16 protein-coding genes are annotated in these 22471 nt (G+C 58.8%); 5 read left to right on the forward strand and 11 right to left on the reverse strand.

The window, feature by feature from the left end; translation table 11 throughout:
- Window positions 1-90: 90 nt before the first annotated feature.
- The 5 genes from HMPREF3138_RS16790 to HMPREF3138_RS16810 form a co-directional block, all read right to left on the reverse strand.
- Window positions 91-1281 carry an amino acid aminotransferase gene (locus HMPREF3138_RS16790; RefSeq protein WP_070559189.1) on the reverse strand — a complete coding sequence of 397 codons (1191 nt, stop codon included), beginning with the start codon at window positions 1279-1281 and terminating at the stop codon, window positions 91-93.
- 244 nt (window positions 1282-1525) lie between these two features.
- Window positions 1526-2635 carry a porin OmpC gene (gene ompC / locus HMPREF3138_RS16795; RefSeq protein WP_049193661.1) on the reverse strand — a complete coding sequence of 370 codons (1110 nt, stop codon included), beginning with the start codon at window positions 2633-2635 and terminating at the stop codon, window positions 1526-1528.
- Window positions 2636-2936: 301 nt separating this feature from the next.
- Window positions 2937-4337, reverse strand: a complete 1401-nt coding sequence (asnS, locus tag HMPREF3138_RS16800; RefSeq protein ID WP_038874233.1) for an asparagine--tRNA ligase — start codon at window positions 4335-4337, stop codon at window positions 2937-2939.
- 213 nt (window positions 4338-4550) lie between these two features.
- Window positions 4551-5756, reverse strand: a complete 1206-nt coding sequence (pncB, locus tag HMPREF3138_RS16805; protein ID WP_070559191.1) for a nicotinate phosphoribosyltransferase — start codon at window positions 5754-5756, stop codon at window positions 4551-4553.
- Window positions 5757-6011: 255 nt separating this feature from the next.
- Window positions 6012-7712, reverse strand: a complete 1701-nt coding sequence (locus HMPREF3138_RS16810) for a GGDEF domain-containing protein (RefSeq protein ID WP_038874237.1) — start codon at window positions 7710-7712, stop codon at window positions 6012-6014.
- A gap of 334 nt (window positions 7713-8046) precedes the next feature.
- Between HMPREF3138_RS16810 and pepN the strand changes: the two genes are divergently transcribed.
- Window positions 8047-10665: an aminopeptidase N gene (gene pepN, locus HMPREF3138_RS16815; protein WP_038874239.1), complete on the forward strand. Its 2619-nt coding sequence runs from the start codon at window positions 8047-8049 to the stop codon at window positions 10663-10665.
- A gap of 56 nt (window positions 10666-10721) precedes the next feature.
- Here the strand turns inward: pepN and ssuB are convergent, their stop codons facing one another.
- The 5 genes from ssuB to ssuE are packed head-to-tail and all read right to left on the reverse strand — an operon-like array spanning window position 10722 to window position 15035.
- The gene (gene ssuB / locus HMPREF3138_RS16820; protein WP_038874242.1) at window positions 10722-11495 is read right to left on the reverse strand and encodes an aliphatic sulfonates ABC transporter ATP-binding protein; all 774 of its coding nucleotides are present in this window, start codon (window positions 11493-11495) and stop codon (window positions 10722-10724) included.
- Window positions 11492-12286, reverse strand: a complete 795-nt coding sequence (gene ssuC / locus HMPREF3138_RS16825) for an aliphatic sulfonate ABC transporter permease SsuC (protein WP_033646585.1) — start codon at window positions 12284-12286, stop codon at window positions 11492-11494. Before ssuC ends, ssuB begins: the two co-directional genes overlap by 4 nt.
- Before the next feature lie 11 nt (window positions 12287-12297).
- Window positions 12298-13446, reverse strand: a complete 1149-nt coding sequence (gene ssuD / locus HMPREF3138_RS16830; RefSeq protein WP_038874246.1) for an FMNH2-dependent alkanesulfonate monooxygenase — start codon at window positions 13444-13446, stop codon at window positions 12298-12300.
- Window positions 13447-13466: 20 nt separating this feature from the next.
- Complete coding sequence (locus HMPREF3138_RS16835; RefSeq protein WP_038874248.1) at window positions 13467-14432, reverse strand: sulfonate ABC transporter substrate-binding protein; 966 nt, start codon at window positions 14430-14432, stop codon at window positions 13467-13469.
- A 24-nt stretch (window positions 14433-14456) separates the two neighbouring features.
- On the reverse strand, window positions 14457-15035 hold the full coding sequence (ssuE, locus tag HMPREF3138_RS16840) for an NADPH-dependent FMN reductase (protein WP_038874250.1): 579 nt from the start codon (window positions 15033-15035) through the stop codon (window positions 14457-14459).
- A 258-nt stretch (window positions 15036-15293) separates the two neighbouring features.
- Here ssuE and pyrD point away from each other — a divergent pair, with 258 nt between their 5' ends.
- Entirely contained in the window at window positions 15294-16304 is a 1011-nt protein-coding gene (gene pyrD, locus HMPREF3138_RS16845; RefSeq protein ID WP_038874252.1) for a quinone-dependent dihydroorotate dehydrogenase, read from the forward strand.
- A 176-nt stretch (window positions 16305-16480) separates the two neighbouring features.
- A complete protein-coding gene (locus HMPREF3138_RS16850) occupies window positions 16481-17029 on the forward strand; it encodes a cell division protein ZapC (RefSeq protein WP_004928171.1) in 549 nt (182 codons plus the stop codon).
- Between the two features lie 6 nt (window positions 17030-17035).
- On the opposite strand, the gene HMPREF3138_RS16855 is transcribed toward HMPREF3138_RS16850, so the two are convergent.
- Entirely contained in the window at window positions 17036-18139 is a 1104-nt protein-coding gene (locus tag HMPREF3138_RS16855; RefSeq protein WP_038874255.1) for a YcbX family protein, read from the reverse strand.
- Between the two features lie 103 nt (window positions 18140-18242).
- Here HMPREF3138_RS16855 and rlmKL point away from each other — a divergent pair, with 103 nt between their 5' ends.
- Window positions 18243-20369 (forward strand): bifunctional 23S rRNA (guanine(2069)-N(7))-methyltransferase RlmK/23S rRNA (guanine(2445)-N(2))-methyltransferase RlmL, encoded by a 2127-nt coding sequence (rlmKL, locus tag HMPREF3138_RS16860; RefSeq protein ID WP_048233849.1) that lies wholly within the window; start codon window positions 18243-18245, stop codon window positions 20367-20369.
- Window positions 20370-20374: 5 nt separating this feature from the next.
- Window positions 20375-22279: an ABC transporter ATP-binding protein gene (locus HMPREF3138_RS16865; protein WP_038874258.1), complete on the forward strand. Its 1905-nt coding sequence runs from the start codon at window positions 20375-20377 to the stop codon at window positions 22277-22279.
- Window positions 22280-22471: the final 192 nt, after the last annotated feature.

Raw genomic sequence — 22471 nt, forward strand, 5'->3', positions numbered from 1 at the left:
TAAAATGTGTCAACGCTATTCAGGACGGGTCACAGGAAAAATCAAGGGGCGCATAGAGCGCCCCTTTTTTTATGACCTGCGTCGATGCTTTTAGAGCACGGCGACGATGGCTTCACAGAGCGGCGCCATGTTGTCCGGCGTCATGCCAGCCACGTTCACCCGGCCTGAGTTAACGGCGTAGACGCCGAACTCTTCGCGCAGACGCAGCACCTGTTCTTTGGTCAGGCCGCTGAACGAGAACATGCCGTTCTGCTGGATGATGAAGCTGAAGTCCTGCTGTGCGCCTTTCTCCTGCAGGGTGTTCACAAACAGCTGACGCATGCGGTGAATACGCTGGCGCATGTCGGTCAGTTCCTGCTCCCACATCGCGCGCAGCGCGTCGTTGCCCAGAATAGTGGCCACCACGGCCGCACCGTGTGACGGCGGGTTGGAATAGTTGGCGCGAATCGCCGCTTTCACCTGGCTGAAGGCGCGATCGGCGGTTTCGGCATCGGCAGCCACAATGGTGCAAGCGCCGACGCGCTCATTGTACAGACCGAAGTTTTTCGAGTAGGAACTGGCGACGATCAGCTCTTTATGTTTGGCGGCGAAAATACGCAAGCCCTGCGCATCCTCTTCCAGTCCATTGGCGAAGCCCTGATAAGCGAAGTCGAACAGCGGCAGCCAGCCGTTGGCGACGGAAAGTTCGGCCAGCTGCGCCCACTGCTCCGCCGTTGGATCGATACCGGTCGGGTTATGGCAGCAGCCGTGGAACAGCACCACATCGCCGGCCTGCGCCTGTTTCAGGCTGTTCAGCAGGCCGTCGAAATCCAACGCGTGGTTGGCGGCGTCGTAGTAGGCGGATTCCAGCACTTCCAGGCCCACGGCGCTAAAGACGTTCTTGTGGTTCGGCCAGCTTGGGTTGCTAATCCAGATGCGTTTGGCGCTGGTCTGGTTAGCGATAAAGTCTGCCGCAACGCGCAGGCCGCCGGTGCCGCCTGGCGTCTGTGCGGTGCGCGCGCGACGATCGGCGACGATCGGGCTCTCTTTGCCGAACAACAGTTCTTGCGTGCAGCTGGCGAACGCCGGGATGCCCTCAATACCGAGATAGTTTTTGGTGGTCTCATTTTCCAGCAGATACTGCTCAGCTTTTTTTACGCTGGTCAGCACCGGGGTTTTACCGGTTTCGTCTTTATAAACGCCAATCCCTAAATTGATTTTATTCGGGCGGGCGTCGGCGCGGAAAATGTCGGTCAGGCCCAGTATCGGGTCGGCGGGTGCGGCGGTGATTTTTTCAAACATGTCAGGTGCTTCCAAATCTCGGAGTTAAGCAGACAGAAGCATCAGGGTACCGCCAGTTACCGGCTTTGCCAACCGTTTGCGATAAAAACACCGCGATCTTGCGAAGGGGGAGTATTAGGCAGAAAAAATGATGGGGAAGGAGAAATTGGCAGGATAAAAAATTACCGGCTGACACAAACAAAAACAGGGCCGAAGCCCTGTTTTTTAACTTAGCCGACGGTAAACCGCCGTTAAGCGAGACAACTTAGAACTGGTACACCAAGCCAACGCCAACGATGTTATCGGTAGCGATCTTGTTAGCTTCGGTGAATTCATTTTTATCCAGCAGGTTGATTTTGTAATCAACATAGGTGGACATGTTTTTGTTGAAGTAGTAAGTGGTGCCAACAGAAACATATTTGACCAGGTCAGCGTCGCCGCCGTCGAAGCGAGCGCCGTGCGCGGTGCGGCCAGCCAGATCCTTACCTTTAGACTGCAGGTAAGATACTTCTGGACGCAGACCGAAATCGAACTGGTACTGAGCGGTCACTTCGAAGTTCTGAGTTTTGTTAGCGATAGAGAAGTCAGACTCGCCGTATGGGGTCATGTTGCGAGTTTCTGCGTACATCGCCGCCAGGTAGACGTTGTTGGCGTCGTATTTCGCGCCCACGGTCCATGCGTCAGCTTTCTTGCCCTGAGCGGTAGAAAGGTCTTTCTGATCATCGGTACGGCTGGATGATGCGTATGCCGCACCGAAGCTTACGCCTTCGCCGATGTCATAAGTAGAGGAGATACCGAAGCCGTCGCCGTTCTGTTTTTTCAGAGCGCGGTCGTCGTTCTGGTTTTTGCCCTGGTATTGCAGAGCGAAGTTCAGACCGTCAACCAGACCGAAGAAGTTGTTGTTACGATAGGTCGCAACGCCGTTGGTACGGCCGGTCATGAAGTTGTCGGAGTAGGTGTAAGTATCGCCACCAAACTCTGGCAGCATATCGGTCCAGCCTTCCACGTCGTACAGTACGCCGTAGTTACGGCCGTAGTCGAAGGAGCCGTAGTCAGCGAATTTCAGACCGGCAAAGCCCAGACGGGTTTTGGTGCCTTCGGTGCCCTGAGACTCGGAGTGGTTGGACTGAACGTTGTATTCCCACTGGCCGTAACCGGTCAGTTGGTCAGTAATCTGGGTTTCACCTTTGAAGCCAAAACGAACATAGGTCTGATCGCCGTCATTACCTTTGTCTTTGGAGAAGTAGTGCAGACCGTCAACTTTGCCGTACAGATCCAGCTTGTTGCCGTCTTTGTTGTAGATTTCAGCTGCGTTTGCTGCACCAGCAGCCAACAGAGCCGGGATAACCACTGCAAGAATGTTGCGCTTCATCATTATTACCCTCATTGGTGTTATTCGGACACCTTTGCCACTGCCGCCAATAATTCTTTGGGAACTATTGTTGATAGATTGGTGTCGTCCTGTGTCTGAACGCAGTGTTCCATTCACAGGCGGGTTAATCTAGGACGAAAATGATACCAATGTCCCAATCGGGTTGCAAAAAGAAAGTATGTGTAACCAAATGTAATTTTTAGGGGACTTTGTGACGTGCGTCAATATTAAAAAATGCGAAAGGCCAGCGATGCTGGCCTTTGTTTTGTAACGAAATCGTTTAAAAAACGTTTGATCGTATAAATTAGAAGCTTGCGTTACGTGGCGTGCGTGGGAATGGAATCACATCGCGCACGTTTTGCACGCCGGTGACATAGGCGATTAAACGTTCAAAGCCCAGGCCGAAACCGGAGTGCGGCACGGTGCCGTAGCGGCGCAGATCGCGATACCACCAGTAGTCTTCTTTATTCAGCCCCATCTCTTCCAGACGCTGGTCGAGGACGTCGAGGCGTTCTTCACGCTGCGAGCCGCCGATGATTTCGCCGATGCCCGGTGCCAGAACGTCCATGGCCGCGACGGTTTTGCCGTCTTCGTTCATGCGCATATAGAACGCTTTGATGTCTTTCGGGTAGTTTTTCACCACCACCGGCGCCTGGAAGTGTTTCTCAGCCAGGTAACGTTCATGCTCGGAAGAGAGATCGATGCCCCAGGAAACCGGGTTTTCGAAGGTTTGGCCCGAGGCCAGCAGGATCTCGATAGCGTCGGTGTAGTCCACTTGGGCGAAATCGGAAGAAACGAAACGCTCCAGACGAGAGATTGCGTCTTTATCCACGCGCTCGGCGAAGAATTTCAGGTCATCGGCACGTTCATCCAGCACCGCCTGGAACACATACTTCAACATGCTTTCGGCCAGGCCGGCAACGTCGTCCAGCGTCGCGAAGGCCACTTCCGGCTCGATCATCCAGAATTCTGCCAGATGGCGGCTGGTGTTGGAGTTTTCGGCGCGGAAGGTTGGGCCGAAGGTGTAAACCTTGGACAGCGCACAGGCGTAGGTTTCGCCGTTCAGCTGGCCGGAAACGGTAAGGAAGGCTTCTTTACCGAAGAAGTCTTCGCTGAAGTCGACGGTGCCCTTGTCGGTGCGCGGCAGGTTTTCCAGATCCAGCGTGGACACGCGGAACATCTCGCCGGCGCCTTCGGTATCGGAGGCGGTGATCAGCGGGGTGGACACCCAGAAATAGCCGTTTTCATGGAAGAAGCGGTGGATCGCCTGCGCCAGGGTATGACGCACGCGCGCCACGGCGCCAATCAGGTTGGTGCGCGGGCGCAGGTGGGCCACTTCGCGCAGGTATTCGATGCTGTGGCGTTTGGCCGCCATTGGGTAAGTGTCCGGATCGTCGACCCAGCCGACCACTTTGATCGCGGTGGCCTGCAGTTCGAAGCTCTGGCCTTCGCCCGGTGAGGCGACGACCTTACCGGTCACTTCAACCGAGCAACCGGTGGTCAGGTGCAGTACTTCATCCTGATAATTCGGCAGAGAATTATTAACGACGGCCTGTAACGGATCAAAGCAGGAACCGTCATAGACGGCCAGGAAGGAGATACCAGCTTTTGAATCTCTCCGGGTACGTACCCAGCCGCGTACGGTGACTTCACTGTCAACCGCAGCACGACCTTGCAGTACGTCGACTACAGGCACTACGCTCATAGATTTCTCTCTTTAATAATTTGGTTTAGAAATAGCTTACAACCCAAGAATATGGGGGTAATGGCTATGTTACTTGCCGCGGTGCAGAGCACAAGCAGAAATCATCGGATTGGCGCAACATTTATCGTGGCTGGCTGAAAAGAGGGCGTTCGGGATAAAAACAAAAAAGCCGGCGCGTGAACCGGGCCGGCTTTCTCCCTATATAAAGAAGGATCAGCTGGCTTTCTTCACCAGCGGCAGATCGAAGGCTTTGCGCAGGGCCCTGACGAACGCCTGATCCTGACAAATGGTTTTGCCGGGGCTGTCGGAGAGCTTGGCCACCGGTTTGCCTTTGCACTCGACCAGTTTGATCACGATATTCAGCGGCTTGACGCCGGGAATATCGCAGGTCAGGCGCGTGCCGATGCCGAATCCGAGGTTGATGCGTTGATAGAAGTGGCGGTAGAGCGTCAGCGCTTTGTCCAGATCCAGGTTGTCCGAGAACACCAGCGTTTTGCTCATCGGATCGATGCCCAGTTTCTCGTAGTGGGCAATGGCCTTTTCGCCCCACTCAACGGGATCGCCCGAATCGTGGCGCAGCCCCTGGTAACGCTCGGCGAACTGAGGGCCGAAGTCGCGCAGGAAGGCGTCCATGGTGATGCAGTCGGTGAGCGCGATGCCAAGCTGGTCCGGGTATTCATCCAGCCAGGCTTGCAATGCGGCGCGCTGGCTGTTGGCCAGCACCGGGCTTATCTGCTGGTGCGCCTGGAACCATTCATGCGCCTGCGTGCCGACCGGCACCAGGCCGAGCTGGTGAGCCAGATCGTAATTGCTGGTGCCCGATAAGTACGGGAATTCGGCCTGCAAGGTGCTGACGATGGCCTGCTGAACGCCCTGAGAGAAACGGCGACGGGTGCCGAAGTCCATCAGCTTGAAGCGCGAAAGGTCCAGATCGCCCGCCAGCGTCTTGAACTGTGCCAGCTTGGTCTGCAGATGTGCCACCGCCTGTTCCGGCGTCACCTGCGCAGAGCGGCGGCGGTGCACCACTTCGCTGATCACCGCCAGCAGCGGCACTTCCCACATGATCATTTCGCGCCACGGCCCGGCGATGCGGATGTGCAGCTTGCCGTCACGGTTCTCGACGATCACCTGCTGCGGATCGTAGCGAAACGTCCGCAGCCAGTTCAGATAATCCTGACGGAAGAAGGGCAGGCCCGAGAGATAAGCGAATTCGGCGTCGGTCAGCGTCAGCCTGCTCATCAGCGCCACCTGGGCGCGGATCTCGTCGGCATATTCGCCCAGCAGTTCGTCGCCGCGGCAGCGGAATTCCGCCGCCACGCTGATCGCGGGATAGCGATGGAACACTGCTTGCTGCATATGAAGCTTATAAGCATCGGTATCAAGCAGTGATGTCAAAATCGGGGAAGCGTATTGAGTCATAGCGCGTTACAGCATCCTCGTCAGGCGCGTGTCCAAATCCGGATAATCATAAAAGTGGGGGTGGAGTATACCCGGATTATCCTGTTATTGAAGCTGCATCACACCATAAATCACCAAAGCGGGTCGAGGATTAAACGTGCCTTTATGGCGGCCTGGCGGCGGCGGGGAAGAAAAAAAGCCAGATATGCGTGTAAGGTGAATGACTTAGCCTAATTAGTCATAAAAATTATAATGTTAATTATTTTAAACAGCGAATCAGATAAACCCGACCTGAGTGTGTACGCTGACCCGATCCTTGCCGTTCTTTTTGCAAAAATAGAGCGCTTCGTCCGCCTGTTTGATCGCCGCCTGCAGCGCGGTGAACGCGTTGACCGGCGCAATGCCGCAGCTGGTGGTGAAACGCACTTGCCGTCCGTCGGTCAGATTTAGCGTCAGGCGATGAGTACGGGTGCGCAATTGCTCCATGATGTCCCGCGCGTTGTCCAACGAACAGTTGCCCAGCAGCACCGCGAACTCTTCGCCGCCGTAGCGGCAGAAAATGTCGCTGGCGCGGAACGCGCGTTGCAGCAGGTGGCCGAATGCCACCAGCGCCTGGTCACCCACGTCGTGGCCATAGCTGTCGTTGAGCTGTTTGAAGTTGTCGATATCGATCAGGCAAAAGGCCTGTGGATAGCTGCTGTCACCCAGCAGCTGACATTCAAGGAAAAATTTACGGCGGTTATAAATATTGGTGAGCGGATCGAGGAAGGAAGAGGCCTCGAGCTCTTTAATCAACAGTTGCTTCTCACTTTCCAGCGAGACCTTGTCCAGCTGGTATTGCCTGAGCTGCTGAATGGCGTCGCTGATGGCGATCAGTTCCCGGCTGTAGAAGGCGTCGTTGCGATCGATATTCATCTCGCCGCGGGACAGCCGAACGATATTGTTGTGGGTCTTGGTCAGCCAACGGTTGATGTTGGTGCAGAACACCAGCGCCGGCAAAATGAACAGCAACACCACCAGGCCGGCGAGCGCGATCATGCCGTAAATGGTGGTCTGGCTATCGTAAATTTTGTGACGCGAAGCGACGGTTTCCAGCTCGAAGCTGCGTTGATACAGCGCCTGCGAAAGCCCGCTCAGCTCGTCGACATAGCGCGAAATAAGCGCTGCGGGATAGGGTTTTTGGGTGTTGATGGCGGTGTATAACCCATCGGTGACCTGCTTGAGACGTTCGGCCGACACCAGGGTGAGCAACTGATTGACGAGCTCGGTGGTTTGCACGTCGTCGTAGTTGATCTTCATGAAGATCAATCGGGTGCTCAGTGCGTTCAGCACGCCGGTCAACTGAATGGACTTCAGGTAGGCGTCTTTGCGATCGAGCGGGTTGACGTTGACGTCGATAATCTGATCGCTTAACTCCGTCAGTGACATATTCAGCCGGTTGTTGAGGCGAATGGCCTCGAGAAACATAAAGGAATCGGTATCCACCATCCGGGTATCGTAGGTGTAGCGATAATAGCTCTTGCTGGTTTGCGAGATGTAATAGGCGCTGTTGATGTTGAACAGATTGGCATTGGCGTTGTTGACCTGCGAAAGCTGCAGGTTGTCGTTATCCAACAGCTGTTCCATCAGGCCGATCATCGACAGCGCGGCGATTTTTTGCCGTACTCCGAGCTGCCTGGCGACCGTGTCGTTCAGATGTTCGCGGATCCGGGTAATTTTCTCACGCGCCACCCGATCGGCGGCCAAACATTGCGCGCGGGTGATTTGCGGATCGATCAGGCTCAATCGTTTGAGGCGGTGAGCCTGCAGTGAGGCCTGGAAGGCCTCGGAAATTTCTTTGGCGCGATCGATCTTATACAGGTTGAGCTGGTTATCGCGGTAGTCGGTATGGGCTTCGAGCAGCTCCTCGACGATGAACAGCGAGAAGGAGGTCATCAGGCACAGGGTAAAAAAATAGATTGCGTATTTGATTTTCATAGTGCGAGTCATCCCTGGGCCTGATTTGGCAATTATACCACTATGCCGCCTGTGCCGCCTCAACTATGCCGGCGCGCCCGGACGGCGTTTTTTTAGCATTAAATGCTGATTTCTATTTAGCCATTGGTCACCCGCGCTGTCGTCTGGCGGCGATTTATGATTTGCCTCTGATTTCTCTCTCGTGGTCGCCCGGCGGCTCTGGGCTTTTCGGCCAGCTGTGATACAGTTTATTCACAATCAGGTCCGCCGTGCGCCGCAGGGGAACACACCGGCTGCGGCGCGGAGGAGAAGAGCGGCCTGCACCTATAACTCACTGAGACGTTTAAGGGTTTTTATGACACAACAGCCACAGGCAAAATATCGCCACGATTATCGCGCGCCTGATTACACCACGACCGATATCGATTTGGACTTCAGTCTGGATGCGGAAACCACGCGCGTGACCGCCGTCAGTAAAATCAAACGTCAGGGTGCGGCCGGCGCCCCGCTGGTGCTGGATGGCGAAGATCTGACGCTGGTGAGCATTCAGGTCGACGGTCAACCGTGGAGTGCCTATCGTCAGCAGGATAACCAACTGATCATCGAAGAGTTGCCGGGACAATTCACTCTTACCATCGTCAACGACATTCACCCGGCGAAAAACACCGCGCTGGAAGGGTTGTACCTGTCCGGCGATGCGCTGTGCACGCAATGCGAAGCCGAAGGCTTCCACCACATTACTTATTATCAGGATCGCCCGGATGTGCTGGCGCGCTTTACTACCCGCATCGTGGCCGACAAGGCGCGCTATCCGTTCCTGCTGTCGAACGGCAACCGCATCGGCCAGGGCGAATTGGCCGATGGCCGCCACTGGGTGCAATGGCAGGATCCGTTCCCGAAACCTTGTTACCTGTTCGCGCTGGTGGCGGGGGACTTCGACGTGCTGCGCGACAGCTTCACCACCCGCTCCGGCCGTAAGGTTGCGCTGGAGCTGTTCGTCGATCGCGGCAACCTGGATCGCGCCGACTGGGCGATGACTTCGCTGAAGAATTCGATGAAGTGGGACGAGACCCGCTTCGGCCTGGAATACGATCTCGACATTTATATGATTGTGGCGGTCGATTTCTTCAATATGGGCGCGATGGAGAACAAAGGGTTAAATATCTTTAACTCCAAATATGTGCTGGCGAAGGCGGAAACCGCCACCGACAAGGACTACCTGAACATCGAAGCGGTGATCGGCCACGAATACTTCCACAACTGGACCGGTAACCGCGTGACCTGCCGCGACTGGTTCCAGCTCAGCCTGAAAGAGGGGCTGACGGTGTTCCGCGATCAGGAGTTCAGTTCCGATCTGGGATCGCGCTCGGTCAACCGCATCGATAACGTGCGCGTGATGCGCGGCGCGCAGTTCGCCGAAGACGCCAGCCCGATGGCGCACGCCATCCGCCCGGACAAAGTGATCGAGATGAACAACTTCTACACCCTGACGGTGTATGAAAAGGGTTCCGAAGTGATCCGCATGATGCACACCTTGCTGGGGGAAGCGAACTTCCAGAAAGGGATGCAGCTCTATTTCGAACGCCACGACGGCAGCGCCGCCACCTGCGACGATTTCGTGCAGGCGATGGAGGATGCGTCCAACGTCGATCTGTCGCGCTTCCGCCGTTGGTACAGCCAGTCCGGCACGCCGCTGTTGACGGTACGCGACGAACACGACGCACAAACCCAGCAGTATCGCCTGCATGTCAGCCAGAAAACCGCGCCGACCGCCGATCAGCCGGAGAAGTTGCCGCTGCATATCCCGCTGGATATCGAACTGTACGACAGCGAAGGCAACGTCATTCCGCTGCAAAAGGGCGGCCTGCCGGTCAACAACGTGCTGAACGTCACCGAAGCGGAGCAGACCTTCGTGTTCGACGGCGTGGCGCACAAGCCGGTGCCGTCGCTGCTGCGCGAATTCTCCGCGCCGGTGAAGCTGGACTATCCGTACAGCGATCAGCAGCTGACCTTCCTGATGCAGCACGCGCGCAATGAATTTGCGCGCTGGGATGCGGCGCAGAGCCTGCTGGCGACCTATATCAAGCTGAACGTGGCGCGGCACCAGCAGAAGCAGCCGCTGTCGCTGCCGCTGCACGTGGCCGATGCATTCCGCGCGGTGCTGCTGGACGAAATACTGGATCCGGCGCTGGCGGCGCAGATCCTGACGCTGCCGTCGGAGAACGAAATCGCCGAGCTGTTCGCCACCATCGATCCGGAAGCGATCGCTGCGGTGCACGAAGCGATAGTACGCTGCCTGGCGCGTGAGTTGGCCGATGAATGGCTGGCGGTTTATCACGCCAACAAGACCGACGGCTACCGTGTGGAGCACGCCGAGATCGCCAAGCGCGCCTTGCGCAATGTTTGCCTGGGCTACCTGGCGTTCGGCGAAGATGTGGCGCTGGCGGATCGGCTGGTGAGCGAACAGTATCGCCAGGCGGATAACATGACCGATTCGTTGGCGGCGCTGTCCGCCGCGGTCGCGGCCCAGCTGCCGTGCCGCGATGCGCTGCTGGCGGCGTTCGACGAGCGCTGGCATCAGGATGGCCTGGTGATGGACAAATGGTTCGTGCTGCAGGGCAGCAGCCCGGCGGCAGACGTGCTGAGCAAGGTGCGTGCCCTGTTGCAACACCGCTCGTTCAGCCTGAGCAACCCGAACCGCACCCGCTCGTTGATCGGCGGCTTCGCTTCCGGTAACCCGGCGGCGTTCCATGCGGCGGACGGCAGCGGCTATCAGTTCCTGGCGGAGATCCTCAGCGATCTCAACCAGCGTAACCCGCAGATCGCCGCGCGCCTGATTGAACCGCTGATTCGCCTGAAGCGTTACGACGCGGGCCGCCAGGCGCTGATGCGCAAGGCGCTGGAACAGTTGAAAGGGTTGGAAAATCTGTCCGGCGATCTGTACGAGAAGATCAGTAAGGCGCTCGACGCCTGATTTTTTCACGCTGAATAGATCAAGGGACGGCTTTTGCCGTCCCTTTTTTTATCCGTTCAATTCGCCGCCTGGCGCGGGCTAGCCCCGGTAGCCGGCGGCGATAATACCCGTTCCAGCACTTCGGCTTCCAGTTCCGCCAGCCGGGCCGAGCCTTTGCGGCGCGGCCGTGGCAGATCGAGGGAGAGATCCAGCCCGATGCGTCCCTCTTCGATCAGGATCACCCGATCCGCCAGCGCGATGGCTTCGCTGACGTCATGCGTGACCAACAGCACGGTAAAACCGTGCTGTTGCCACAGCGTTTCTATCAACCCTTGCATCTCGATGCGCGTCAGGGCATCCAGCGCTCCGAGCGGTTCGTCCAGCAACAGCAGGCGAGGGCGGTGGATCAGCGCGCGCGCCAGGGCGACCCGTTGCTTTTGCCCGCCGGACAGCGCCGCCGGCCAGTCGCGGGCGCGATCCGCCAAGCCGACCGCGTCCAGCGCCTGCAGCGCCGCATCGCGCCACTGGCCGCGCAGCCCCAGCCCCACGTTGTCGATCACCGTTTTCCACGGCAGCAGGCGCGCATCCTGAAACATCAGCCGGGTATCCTCTTTAACGGCGGCAAGCGGCGCGTTGCCGCTGAGCAGCACGCCGCTGCTGGCCTGTTCCAGGCCGGCCAACAGGCGCAACAGGGTGCTTTTGCCACAGCCGCTGCGGCCGACCACCGCCACGAACTGCCCGGCGGAGATGTGCAGCTGAATATTGTCCAGCACCGTACGGTTGCCGTAACCTTTGCCGATGGACTCCAGCGTCACCGGCGTGCCTTGCGCAAGGCGAGCGGGAAGGGTCATAGCGCTTCTCCCTGTTTCAGTTGATAGGCCGGATGCCAGCGCAACCAGACGCGCTCAAGCAGCTGCGCGCCCACGTCCGCCAGCTTGCCGAGCAGGGCGTACAGCACGATCGCCACCACCACCACGTCGGTTTGCAGAAATTCACGCGCGTTCATCGCCAGGTAGCCGATGCCCGAATTGGCCGAGATGGTTTCGGCGACGATCAGCGTCAGCCACATGAAGCCGAGAGCGAAACGCACGCCGACCATAATCGACGGCAGCGCACCCGGCAGCACCACCTGTGTAAACAGGCGGAAACCGCTCAGGCCGTAGCTGCGGGCCATCTCCAACAGGCCGCGATCGATGTTTTTGATGCCGTGATAGGTATTGAGATAAATCGGGAACAGCGTACCGAGCGCCACCAGAAAGATCTTGGCGGATTCATCGATGCCGAACCACAGGATCACCAACGGGATCAGCGCCAGGTGCGGCACGTTGCGGATCATTTGCACCGAGCTGTCCAGCAGGCGTTCGCCCCAGCGCGACAGCCCGGTAATAAAGCCGAGGATCAGCCCGATGCTGCCGCCGATGGCAAAGCCGATCAACGCGCGCTGGCTGCTGATGCTCAGATGCTGCCACAGTTCGCCGCTTTGGCTCAGGCTCCAGAAGGCGGCCAGCACTGCGCTCGGCGCCGGTAAAATACGGTTGGACAGCCAGCCGGTTTCGACGGCGATCTGCCAGAGGATCACCAGCGCCAGCGGCAGCGCCCAGGGGGCCAGCCGATACAGGATGCGTTGCGCGTTCTTTGCCATCGGGGCGCTCCTCAGCTCTGCGACACTTTTTGCGGAACATAGATGTTGGCCACCACTTCGCCCTGCGGGCGCACCGGCTGAAGGCGCTCGGGTGTTTCCTCCTGCGTCAGATCGAGGTGCGGGAACAGCAGTTCGCCGACGCGGTAGGCCTCTTCCAGATGCGGATAGCCGGAGAGAATGAAGGTGTCGATGCCCAGATCGGCATATTCCTGCATGCGCGCCGCGACCGTCGGGCCGTCGCCCACCAATGCGGTGCCGGCGCCGCCGCGCACCAGGCCGATGCCGGCCCACAGGTTCGGGCTGATCTCCAGGTTATCCTTTTTGCCGCCGTGCAGCGCCGCCATGCGCCGTTGGCCGACGGAGTCGAAACGCGCAAAGGCCTGCTGCGCGTTGGCGATGGTTTCCTCATCGAGGTGCGCGATCAGCCGGTCGGCGGCGTGCCAGGCCTCTTCGGTGGTTTCCCGCACGATGACATGCAGGCGGATACCGAAGCGTACCTGGCGGCCTTTCGCTGCCGCTTTGGCGCGCACCTCTTCAATCTTCTCTTTAACCTGCGCCGGCGGCTCTCCCCAGGTGAGATACAGTTCTACCTGTTCGGCGGCCAGATCCTGCGCGGCGGCGGAGGATCCGCCGAAATAGAGCGGCGGGCGCGGCTGCTGCACCGGCGGGTACAGCAGTTTGGCGCCTTTCACCTGAATATGCTTGCCGTCGAAATCGACGGTTTCGCCTTCCAGCACCCGGCGCCAGATATGGGTGAACTCGGTTGAGGCTTCGTAGCGCTCTTCATGGCTAAGGTGCAGCCCCTCGGCCGCCAACTCTTCCGGATCGCCGCCGGTGACCAGATTGAACAGCGCACGCCCGTTGGACAGGCGATCCAGCGTCGCTGCCTGGCGCGCCGCCAGCGTAGGGGAGATGATGCCCGGCCGCAGCGCGACCAAAAACTTCAGCCGCTGGGTAACCGGGATCAGCGAGGCGGCCACCAGCCAGGAGTCTTCGCACGAGCGGCCGGTGGGGATCAGTACCCCGCCGAATCCCAGCCGATCAGCCGCCTGGGCGATCTGCTGCAAATAACTGTGATCGACGCTGCGCGCCCCCTGTGCGCTGCCAAGATAGTGGCCATCGCCGTGGGTGGGTAAAAACCAGAAAACGTTCAGGCTCATCGTTAATCTTCTCCCATGAGTTATTGCGCGCTTGGGCGCCAGATGCGTTGCGAGATGTCAACCTTCACCGGCACCAGCCGGTTGGCGTAAAACAGGTCGGCGGTTTGCTGCTGCGCGGCGATCGTCTGCGCATCGAGCGGTGTGATGGCGGTTGGCGGGCGGTGATCCAGATAGCTGGCGATCACCGGTTCCGGCAATCCCATGGCGTTGGCCAGCAGGGTCACGCTTTGTGCCCGGTCGCTGCGGGTGAGTGCATCGGCCTGGGTCAGTACCGTCAATACCTGGCTGATAAAGGTGCCATTGGCTTCGACATAGGGGCGCGCCGCCAGATAGAAGGAACCCGTCTGGTTCAGATTGGTGCCGTCGCCGAGCACCCGCACGCCGCCCTGCAGCAGCGCGGCGGAATAATAGGGATCCCAGATGGCCCAGGCGTCGACGTTGCCCTGTTGGAAGGCGGCGCGCGCATCGGCGGGCGTCAGATAGGCGGGCTGGATATCGGTGAACTGCAGGCCGGCCTTTTGCAGCGATCGCAGCAGCAGGTTGTGCGAGCTGGAGCCTTTCTGGAAGGCGACCTTATGGCCTTTCAGATCGGCGACGGTTTTGATCGGGCTGTTTTCCGGCACCAGGATCACTTCCGCCTTAGGTTTGGGCGGCTCAACGCCGACATACAGCAGGTCAGCGCCGGCGGCCTGCGCGAAGATCGGCGGAATATCGCCGGTGCTGCCCAGATCGATGCTGCCGACGTTCAAGGCCTCCAGCATCTGCGGGCCGGCGGGAAACTCGATCCAGCTGATGCGGGTGGCGGGGAAACGTTCCTCCAGCAGCCGGTGGCTCTTCGCCAGCACCAGGCTGACCGACCCTTTTTGGTAGCCGATGCGGAACTGCGCCGGATCCTGCGCCGCGGCGGCATTGGCCCAGACCAGCGACAGCAGGCCGGTGAGGGTTGCGGCGCTCAGCCAGCGTCGTAAAGCGATGCGTTTTTTCATTCAGGCTCTCCTTTTCCAGGCCTTTCAGGCGGTCTGACGCGCCGCCAGCGGCGACGCGACGCGCAGCGCGGGCGGTTTGCGGCGGCCAAGCGCCAGATAAAAACTGGCCAGCGCCTCTTCCAGCCGGGCGGCGACGGCGTCGGTGAGCGTGGCGCCTTCGCCGGTCAGCTGGATCTGGCTGTCGTCGGCGAACACGCCGTGCAGCACTTCCTGCGCTTTCAGCGCCGCCAGCACTGGTTTGAGCGCATAGTCCACCGCCAACATGTGGCCGATCGAACCGCCGGTTGCCAGCGGCAGCACCACCTTATGATCCAGAGCGCGTTCCGGCAGCAGATCCAGCAGGGTCTTCAGCGCGCCGGAAAACGACGCTTTATAAACCGGCGTGGAAATCAGCAGGCCGTCGGCCTGCGCCAGCTGGTCGGCAAATGCCTTGATCGCCGGGCTGTTGAAGTTGGCATACAGCAGGTCTTCGGCATCGAAGTCGTGCAGGGTATAAGCCGTCACGTCCACCCCTTGCTGCCGCAGCCAGTTCTGGCTCAGCGCGAGCAGTGCGGCGGAACGTGATGGGATGCGTGGGCTGCCGGCCAGTGATATAACGCGCATTGCCACTCCTTATAACTAAAAGTTAGGTTTAATTAGAAAATAAACAGGAAGTGTTTTAAACCTACCAGCAATCGGGCGCGTTTTTTAAATCTCATTTTTTGATTTCGATATGCGCAAAAGCGGATTGGCGCCGATTTGGCGGCGAAGCGGGAAAACGGTTGCGTAAAAACCGCTTTTTTTGCCTTTAATCAATTCCAATTGGGCGGGGGATGCCGGATAATACGCCCCCGGTTTGCAACCGGGAAATCAGGAGAGTCCATGTACTACCCCCTCATCAGGAAAGCGTTGTTCCAGCTCGATCCGGAACGTGCGCACGAAGTGACCTTTCGTCAGCTCAGCCGTATTACCGGCACCCCATTAGCGTTTCTTATCCGTCAGTCCGTGCCGACCAAACCGGTCAGCTGCATGGGGCTGTCGTTTAAAAACCCGCTGGGATTGGCCGCCGGTCTGGATAAAAACGGCGAGTGCATCGATGCGTTCGGCGCGATGGGCTTCGGCCATGTGGAAGTCGGCACCGTGACGCCGCGCCCGCAACCGGGCAACGACAAGCCGCGCTTGTTCCGCGTGGTTGAGGCGGAAGGCCTGATCAACCGCATGGGGTTCAATAACCATGGCGTGGACAATCTGGTTGAAAACGTTAAGAAATCCCATTTCGGCGGCATTCTTGGGATCAATATCGGCAAGAATAAAGATACCCCGGTCGAACAGGGTAAAGACGATTATTTGATCTGCATGGATAAAGTTTATCCGTATGCCGGTTATATCGCGATTAACATCTCGTCACCGAATACGCCGGGGTTACGATCCTTACAGTATGGCGAAGCGCTGGACGATCTTTTGGCGGCGATTAAAAATAAGCAGCAGGAATTACATGCGCGCCATCACAAATATGTGCCGGTGGCGGTAAAGATCGCGCCGGATCTTTCAGAAGAAGAATTGATCCAAATTGCCGATAGCCTGGTGCGGCATAATATCGATGGCGTGATCGCCACCAATACCACGTTGGATCGAAAATTGATCCAGGGGCTGAATTACTGCGAACAAGCGGGCGGGTTAAGTGGGCGTCCGTTGCAATCACGCAGCACCGAAGTGATCCGTCGTCTCTCCACTGAACTGCAAGGGCGCTTGCCGATTATCGGCGTGGGCGGCATCGATTCGCTGACGGCGGCGCGCGAAAAAATGGAGGCCGGCGCGAGCCTGCTGCAAATTTATTCCGGATTTATCTATCACGGCCCGCGTTTGATTAAAGATATCGTTACCCATATCTAATATTTTTCCTCTCATTTTATTCCGGGGGTTTATTTCTGCCCCCGGCTCGTCTATATTTTGTTCGTTAGCATAAATATCGTTCGCGGAATTATCCGATGTTTAAGCTATTTTATCGGTGATAAAATCGCCTTTTAGGGTGAGTGCGGCGTTGGCATAGGCAGCGAGAAGGATACGAAATGAAGATAAAACCTGACGATAATTGGCGTTGGTATTTTGATGCCGAACACGATCGGCTAATGCTGGATTTAGCTAATGGTATGATCTTTCGTTCACGTTTCCCGGCCAAAATGTTAACGCCGGACGCCTTCGATGAATGCGCTTTTTGCGTGGATGACGCCGCCCTTTATTTCACCTATGAAGAACAGTGCAAACAGGTCAAGCTCAGCCATGAGCAGCGCGCCGAGCTGGTGTTGAATGCGCTGGTCGCCTACCGCTTCCTGAAACCGCTGATGCCGAAGAGCTGGCATTTTTCGCAGCAGCATTACCCGTTGCAGCCGAAAAACGGCGAGCTGGCGGCGGTGAAAGTGATGGAAAGCGGCGCGGAAGCGCGCCTGCTGGTGGTAGAGGCCGGGGATAACGCCAGCCTGTGTCTGCTGGCGCAAAATCAGCTGACGGTCGCCGGCCGCACCATGGTATTGGGCGATGCCATCAAGGTGATGCACGATCGGTTGAAACCCTGCGCGCAGGATGAAAGCGCCGCCCCGGCTTACGACAGGGCGGTATAAGGCGGATTACGCCAGGGTCAAATCACTTTTCGGGATGCAGCTGCAGCACAGGATGGTGCCGTTGTCGCCCAGCGCGCTTTTCTTCAGGGGCGCGACTTCACCGCTCAGCAACGTAATGCGGCAACTGCCGCAAATCCCGGCGCGGCAGGAGTAAGGTACGCGGATGCCTTGCTGTTCCAGCTGCTCGAGCAAGATCTGCTGGTTATTGCCGGTAAACACCTTTCCTTCGTATTCGATAGTGACGCTGTGCTCGCTGTCTTGCGGCGCTTGCACGCTCTCCACCACTTTGCCTGCGCCATAAGGGCGCGGCGGTTTGGTCGACAGCACTTCCACCGTATCGCCCACGCGAATAATGCCGCTGTTGCGCGCGATCATGTTCTGGCCGAAATCGATGTCGCCGTTGTCGGCGGAACGGAATTTTTGCAGCGTGCTCAGCGGTTCGCCGCTCGGGTGCTTGCGGCCACGCTCGGTGCTGACGGTGGTGAGCACGCAGCGGCTGCAGGGTTTCACCAGATCGAACATGACGTCGCCGACGCGGATCACCTGCCAGCCGTCCTCGGCCCAGGCGGTCGCGCCACTCACCACCAGGTTGGGGCGGAACTGTTCCAGCTTGATGCTGCCGGGGCAACGCTGCTGCAGATCGTTGAACGAAGCCTGGTTAATCAGCAGATAAGGATAGCCGTCGGCAAACGTCAGCGGGATCTCGGGGTGCTTCTTCACTCGGCGGGTCAACTCCGGCCCCAGCCAGCGCAGCTGCACGTCACGCTGGAAATAGCCGCTCAGCCAGCGGTTGATCTCATCCGGCGCGATCAGCGCGGTGAAATGGTTGCCCCACACCTCGGTCGGCTGCGGCGCGGCGGCGAAGTCGCTGAAGCGAATGGCGGCGCTTTCGCCGTCCGGCGCGGTCAGGAATAGCCCGTCCGGCAGCAGCGCCGGCGTGAACAGCACCATCTGCGGGTATTGGCGCGCGGTAATAAAGGTGCCATCCGGTTCGGTGATCATAAAGTTGCGGTCGAAGGCCAGACCGCTGCTGCCGACCTGGGCGTAAGAAAGCTGCAGACCGCGCAGTGATTTAACCGGATGGACGTAGAGTCTGGAAAGCGTGATCACCCTTATCTCCGTGCGATTATTAAATAGAAGGGAGCAACTTTATGACAAGCGGTGCGGATTAGCTATAATGCGCAACAATTTTCTTTTTGGTGATAAGCACGATATGAACTCTTTGTTTGCCAGCACGGCGCGTGGATTGGAAGAACTGTTAAAAAGCGAGCTGGAAGCGCTTGGCGCTCACGACTGCAAAGTGGTGCAGGGTGGGGTACATTTTCAGGGTGACGATCGTCTTCTGTACCAAAGCCTGCTGTGGAGCCGCCTGGCTTCGCGCATTCTGTTGCCGCTGAACGAATTCCGCGTGCACAGCGATCTGGATCTGTACCTCGGGGTGCAGGCGATCGACTGGCCGAGCATTTTTGGCGTGGATAAAACCTTTGCCGTGCATTTCAGCGGCGTGAACGAAGAGATCCGCAACAGCCAGTATGGCGCGCTGAAGGTGAAAGACGCCATCGTCGACAGCTTTACCCGCAAACTTGACCAACGCCCGACGGTCGCCAAGCAGCAGCCGGATATTCGCGTTAACGTCTTCCTGCAGCGCGATATGGCCAGCGTGGCGCTCGATCTGAGCGGTGAAGGCCTGCATCAGCGCGGTTACCGCGATCTCACCGGCCAGGCGCCGCTGAAGGAAAACCTGGCGGCCGCCATCGTGCTGCGTTCCGGCTGGCAGCCGGGCACGCCGATGCTCGATCCGATGTGCGGCTCCGGCACGCTCTTGATCGAAGCGGCAATGATCGCCGCCGATCGCGCGCCGGGCCTGCACCGCCAACACTGGGGCGTCAGCGCCTGGAACGGCCACAACGCCGAACTGTGGCGTGAAGTCACCACCGAAGCGCAGGTGCGCGCACGCCGCGGCCTGCAGGAAACCGCCTCTCGCTTCTTCGGCTCTGATATCGATCGCCGGGTGATTGAAATGGCGCGCGGCAACGCCCGCCGTGCCGGCGTCGCCGAGCTGATCACCTTCAACGTCGGCGACGTGGCGCGGTTGACCAATCCGCTGCCGGAAGGTCCGCACGGCACCGTGATCAGCAACCCGCCGTACGGTGAGCGTCTGGAAAGCGAACCGGCGCTGATCGCGCTGCACAACATGCTGGGCCGCGTGATGAAAAGCGCCTTTGGCGGCTGGCAGCTTTCGCTGTTCAGCGCCTCGCCGGAGCTGTTGAGCTGCCTACAGCTGCGCGCCGAGCGCCAGTTCAAGGCGAAAAACGGTCCGCTGGAGTGCGTGCAGAAAAACTATCAGCTGGCGGCGAACCCAGCAGGAGCCACTACCGGCGGCGTGCAGGTGGCGGAAGATTTCGCCAACCGTCTGCGCAAGAACTTGAAGAAGCTCGACAAGTGGGCGAAACAGCAGGGCATTGAATGCTACCGCCTGTACGATGCCGATCTGCCAGAATACAACGTCGCGGTGGACCGCTACGGTAGCAAGGTGGTGGTGCAGGAGTATGCGCCGCCGAAAACCGTCGATGCGCAGAAAGCGCGTCAGCGCCTGTTCGATGTGATCAACGCGACGCTGGCGGTGCTGGAATTGCCGTCGAATCAGCTGATCCTGAAAACCCGCGAGCGGCAGAAGGGCAAGAACCAGTACGAGAAACTGGCGCAGAAAGGCGAGTTCCTGCTGGTGGAAGAGTATAACGCCAAGCTGTGGGTCAACCTGACCGACTATCTCGATACCGGCCTGTTCCTCGATCACCGTATCGCGCGCCGCATGCTGGGCGAGATGAGCAACGGCAAGGACTTCCTGAACCTGTTCGCCTATACCGGCACCGCCAGCGTGCACGCCGGGCTGGGCGGCGCACGCAGCACCACCACGGTGGACATGTCGCGTACCTATCTGGAATGGGCGGAGAAGAACCTGCGAGCCAACGGCCTGACCGGCCGTCAGCATCGGTTGATCCAGGCCGACTGCCTGTCGTGGCTGAGCAATGCCAACGAACAGTTTGACGTGATCTTCATCGATCCGCCGACGTTCTCCAACTCCAAGCGGATGGAGAACACTTTTGACGTGCAGCGCGATCATCTGGCGCTGATGAAAGATTTGAAACGGTTGCTGCGCCGTAACGGAACCATCATGTTCTCGAACAACAAGCGCGGTTTCCAAATGGATATGGCAGGGCTGAGCGCGCTGGGCCTGGAGGCGAAAGAGATCACCGCCAAGACGCTGTCGCAGGACTTTGCTCGTAACCGTCAGATCCACAACTGCTGGCTGGTGACTCACGCCGGCGAAGGAAAATAATTACTATGTCGTTAATCAGCATGTCCGGCGCCTGGCTCTCTTTCAGCGATGCGCCGCTTTTAGACAACACCGAAATTCATATCGAAGACAACGAGCGCGTGTGTCTGGTCGGGCGCAACGGCGCCGGTAAGTCCACGCTGCTGAAGATCCTCGGCAAAGAGATCCCGCTGGACGACGGCCGGGTGGTCTACGAACAGGATCTGATCGTGGCACGCCTGCAACAGGATCCGCCGCGTAATATCGGCGGCAGCGTGTTCGACTTCGTGGCCGAAGGCGTCGCGGAGCAGGCGGAACACCTGAAGGCGTATCATGCGATTTCTCACCTGGTGGAGAGCGATCCGAGCGAGAAAAACCTGGCGCGCATGGCGCAAATCATGGAGATCCTCGACCACCAGGGGCTCTGGCAACTTGACAGCCGCATCAGCGAAGTGCTGCTGCAGCTGGGGCTGAACGGCGACGCCGAGCTTTCCTCGCTGTCCGGCGGCTGGCTGCGCAAAGCGGCTCTGGGTCGCGCGCTGGTGAGCTCGCCGCGCGTGCTGCTGCTCGACGAACCGACCAACCACCTGGATATCGAAACCATCGACTGGCTGGAGGGTTTCCTGAAAGAGTTTGACGGCAGCATCGTCTTCATCTCGCACGACCGTTCGTTTATCCGCAACATGGCGACGCGCATCGTCGATCTGGATCGCGGCAAGCTGGTTTCCTGGCCGGGCAACTACGATCTGTATCTGCAGAGCAAAGAAGAAGCGCTGCGGGTGGAAGAGCTGCAAAACGCCGAGTTCGATCGCAAGCTGGCGCAGGAAGAGGTCTGGATCCGTCAGGGCATCAAAGCGCGCCGTACCCGTAACGAGGGGCGCGTGCGCGCGCTGAAGGCGCTGCGCGTCGAGCGTTCCCAGCGCCGCGAAGTGATGGGCACCGCCAAGATGCAGGTGGAAGAGGCGACTCGCTCCGGCAAAATCGTGTTCGAGCTGGAAGACGTCAACTATCAGGTCGGCGAAAAAGTGCTGGTGCGCGGTTTCTCCGCCCAGGTACAGCGCGGCGATAAGATTGCGTTGGTGGGGCCGAACGGCTGTGGCAAAACCACGCTGCTGAAACTGATGCTCGGTCAGTTGAAAGCCGACAGCGGCCGCGTGCACTGCGGCACCAAGCTGGAAGTGGCCTATTTCGACCAGCACCGCGCGGATCTCGATCCGGAGCGCACGGTGATGGACAACCTGGCGGAAGGCAAGCAGGAAGTGATGGTCAACGGCCGTCCTCGTCACGTCTTGGGCTACCTGCAGGACTTCCTGTTCCACCCGAAACGCGCGATGACGCCGGTGAAGGCACTTTCGGGCGGTGAGCGTAACCGCCTGCTGTTGGCTAAGCTGTTTCTGAAACCGAGCAATCTGCTGATCCTCGATGAACCAACCAACGATCTCGACGTCGAAACGCTGGAGCTGCTGGAAGAGTTGATCGACGGCTATCAGGGCACCGTGCTGCTGGTCAGCCACGATCGCCAGTTCGTCGACAACTCGGTGACCGAGTGCTGGATCTTTGAAGGCAACGGCGTGATCAACGCCTTCGTCGGCGGTTACTACGATGCGCATCATCAGCGCGCGACGGCGAAACCGATTCGCCAGGCGGCGCCGAGCGCGAGCAAACCGGCGGCGGAGAAAAAGACCGAACAGCCGAAGAAAGCGGCGGCCAAGCTGAGTTACAACCTGCTGCGCGAACTGGAACAGTTGCCGCAGCGGCTCGAACAGCTGGAGGCGGAAATCGAAGCGCTGCAGGCGCAGATGAGCGATGCCGACTTCTTCACGCGGCCGCACAGCGAAACGCAAGAAGTGCTGACGGCGCTGGCTAACGCCGAGCAGGCGCTCGAGCAGGCCTTCGCCCGTTGGGAAGAGCTGGAAGCGATGAAAAACGGCTGACCGTTGCGATACCGCCCGCGCGCTGCTGCGGGTGGTATCGACGTGCCGGTGAGCAACGTTATTGAGGAGGAATATGGTGTGTTCCCACAACAATCATCAGCAGCATAGCCATTCCGTACCTTCGGCGGAGCACCAGGATAACCTGATGCTGTGCCCGCAGTGCGACATGCTGGTGGCGCTGCCGCCGCTGGC

This window comes from Serratia sp. HMSC15F11, assembly GCF_001808215.1.
In the GTDB taxonomy this organism is placed as follows: domain Bacteria; phylum Pseudomonadota; class Gammaproteobacteria; order Enterobacterales; family Enterobacteriaceae; genus Serratia; species Serratia nevei.

Coding starts and splice junctions, on each gene's coding strand:
- HMPREF3138_RS16790 (WP_070559189.1), bottom strand. CDS start 1,281: ATGTTTGAAAAAATCACCGCCGCACCCGCCGACCCGATACTGGGCCTG.
- ompC (WP_049193661.1), bottom strand. CDS start 2,635: ATGATGAAGCGCAACATTCTTGCAGTGGTTATCCCGGCTCTGTTGGCT.
- asnS (WP_038874233.1), bottom strand. CDS start 4,337: ATGAGCGTAGTGCCTGTAGTCGACGTACTGCAAGGTCGTGCTGCGGTT.
- pncB (WP_070559191.1), bottom strand. CDS start 5,756: ATGACTCAATACGCTTCCCCGATTTTGACATCACTGCTTGATACCGAT.
- HMPREF3138_RS16810 (WP_038874237.1), bottom strand. CDS start 7,712: ATGAAAATCAAATACGCAATCTATTTTTTTACCCTGTGCCTGATGACC.
- pepN (WP_038874239.1), top strand. CDS start 8,047: ATGACACAACAGCCACAGGCAAAATATCGCCACGATTATCGCGCGCCT.
- ssuB (WP_038874242.1), bottom strand. CDS start 11,495: ATGACCCTTCCCGCTCGCCTTGCGCAAGGCACGCCGGTGACGCTGGAG.
- ssuC (WP_033646585.1), bottom strand. CDS start 12,286: ATGGCAAAGAACGCGCAACGCATCCTGTATCGGCTGGCCCCCTGGGCG.
- ssuD (WP_038874246.1), bottom strand. CDS start 13,446: ATGAGCCTGAACGTTTTCTGGTTTTTACCCACCCACGGCGATGGCCAC.
- HMPREF3138_RS16835 (WP_038874248.1), bottom strand. CDS start 14,432: ATGAAAAAACGCATCGCTTTACGACGCTGGCTGAGCGCCGCAACCCTC.
- ssuE (WP_038874250.1), bottom strand. CDS start 15,035: ATGCGCGTTATATCACTGGCCGGCAGCCCACGCATCCCATCACGTTCC.
- pyrD (WP_038874252.1), top strand. CDS start 15,294: ATGTACTACCCCCTCATCAGGAAAGCGTTGTTCCAGCTCGATCCGGAA.
- HMPREF3138_RS16850 (WP_004928171.1), top strand. CDS start 16,481: ATGAAGATAAAACCTGACGATAATTGGCGTTGGTATTTTGATGCCGAA.
- rlmKL (WP_048233849.1), top strand. CDS start 18,243: ATGAACTCTTTGTTTGCCAGCACGGCGCGTGGATTGGAAGAACTGTTA.
- HMPREF3138_RS16865 (WP_038874258.1), top strand. CDS start 20,375: ATGTCGTTAATCAGCATGTCCGGCGCCTGGCTCTCTTTCAGCGATGCG.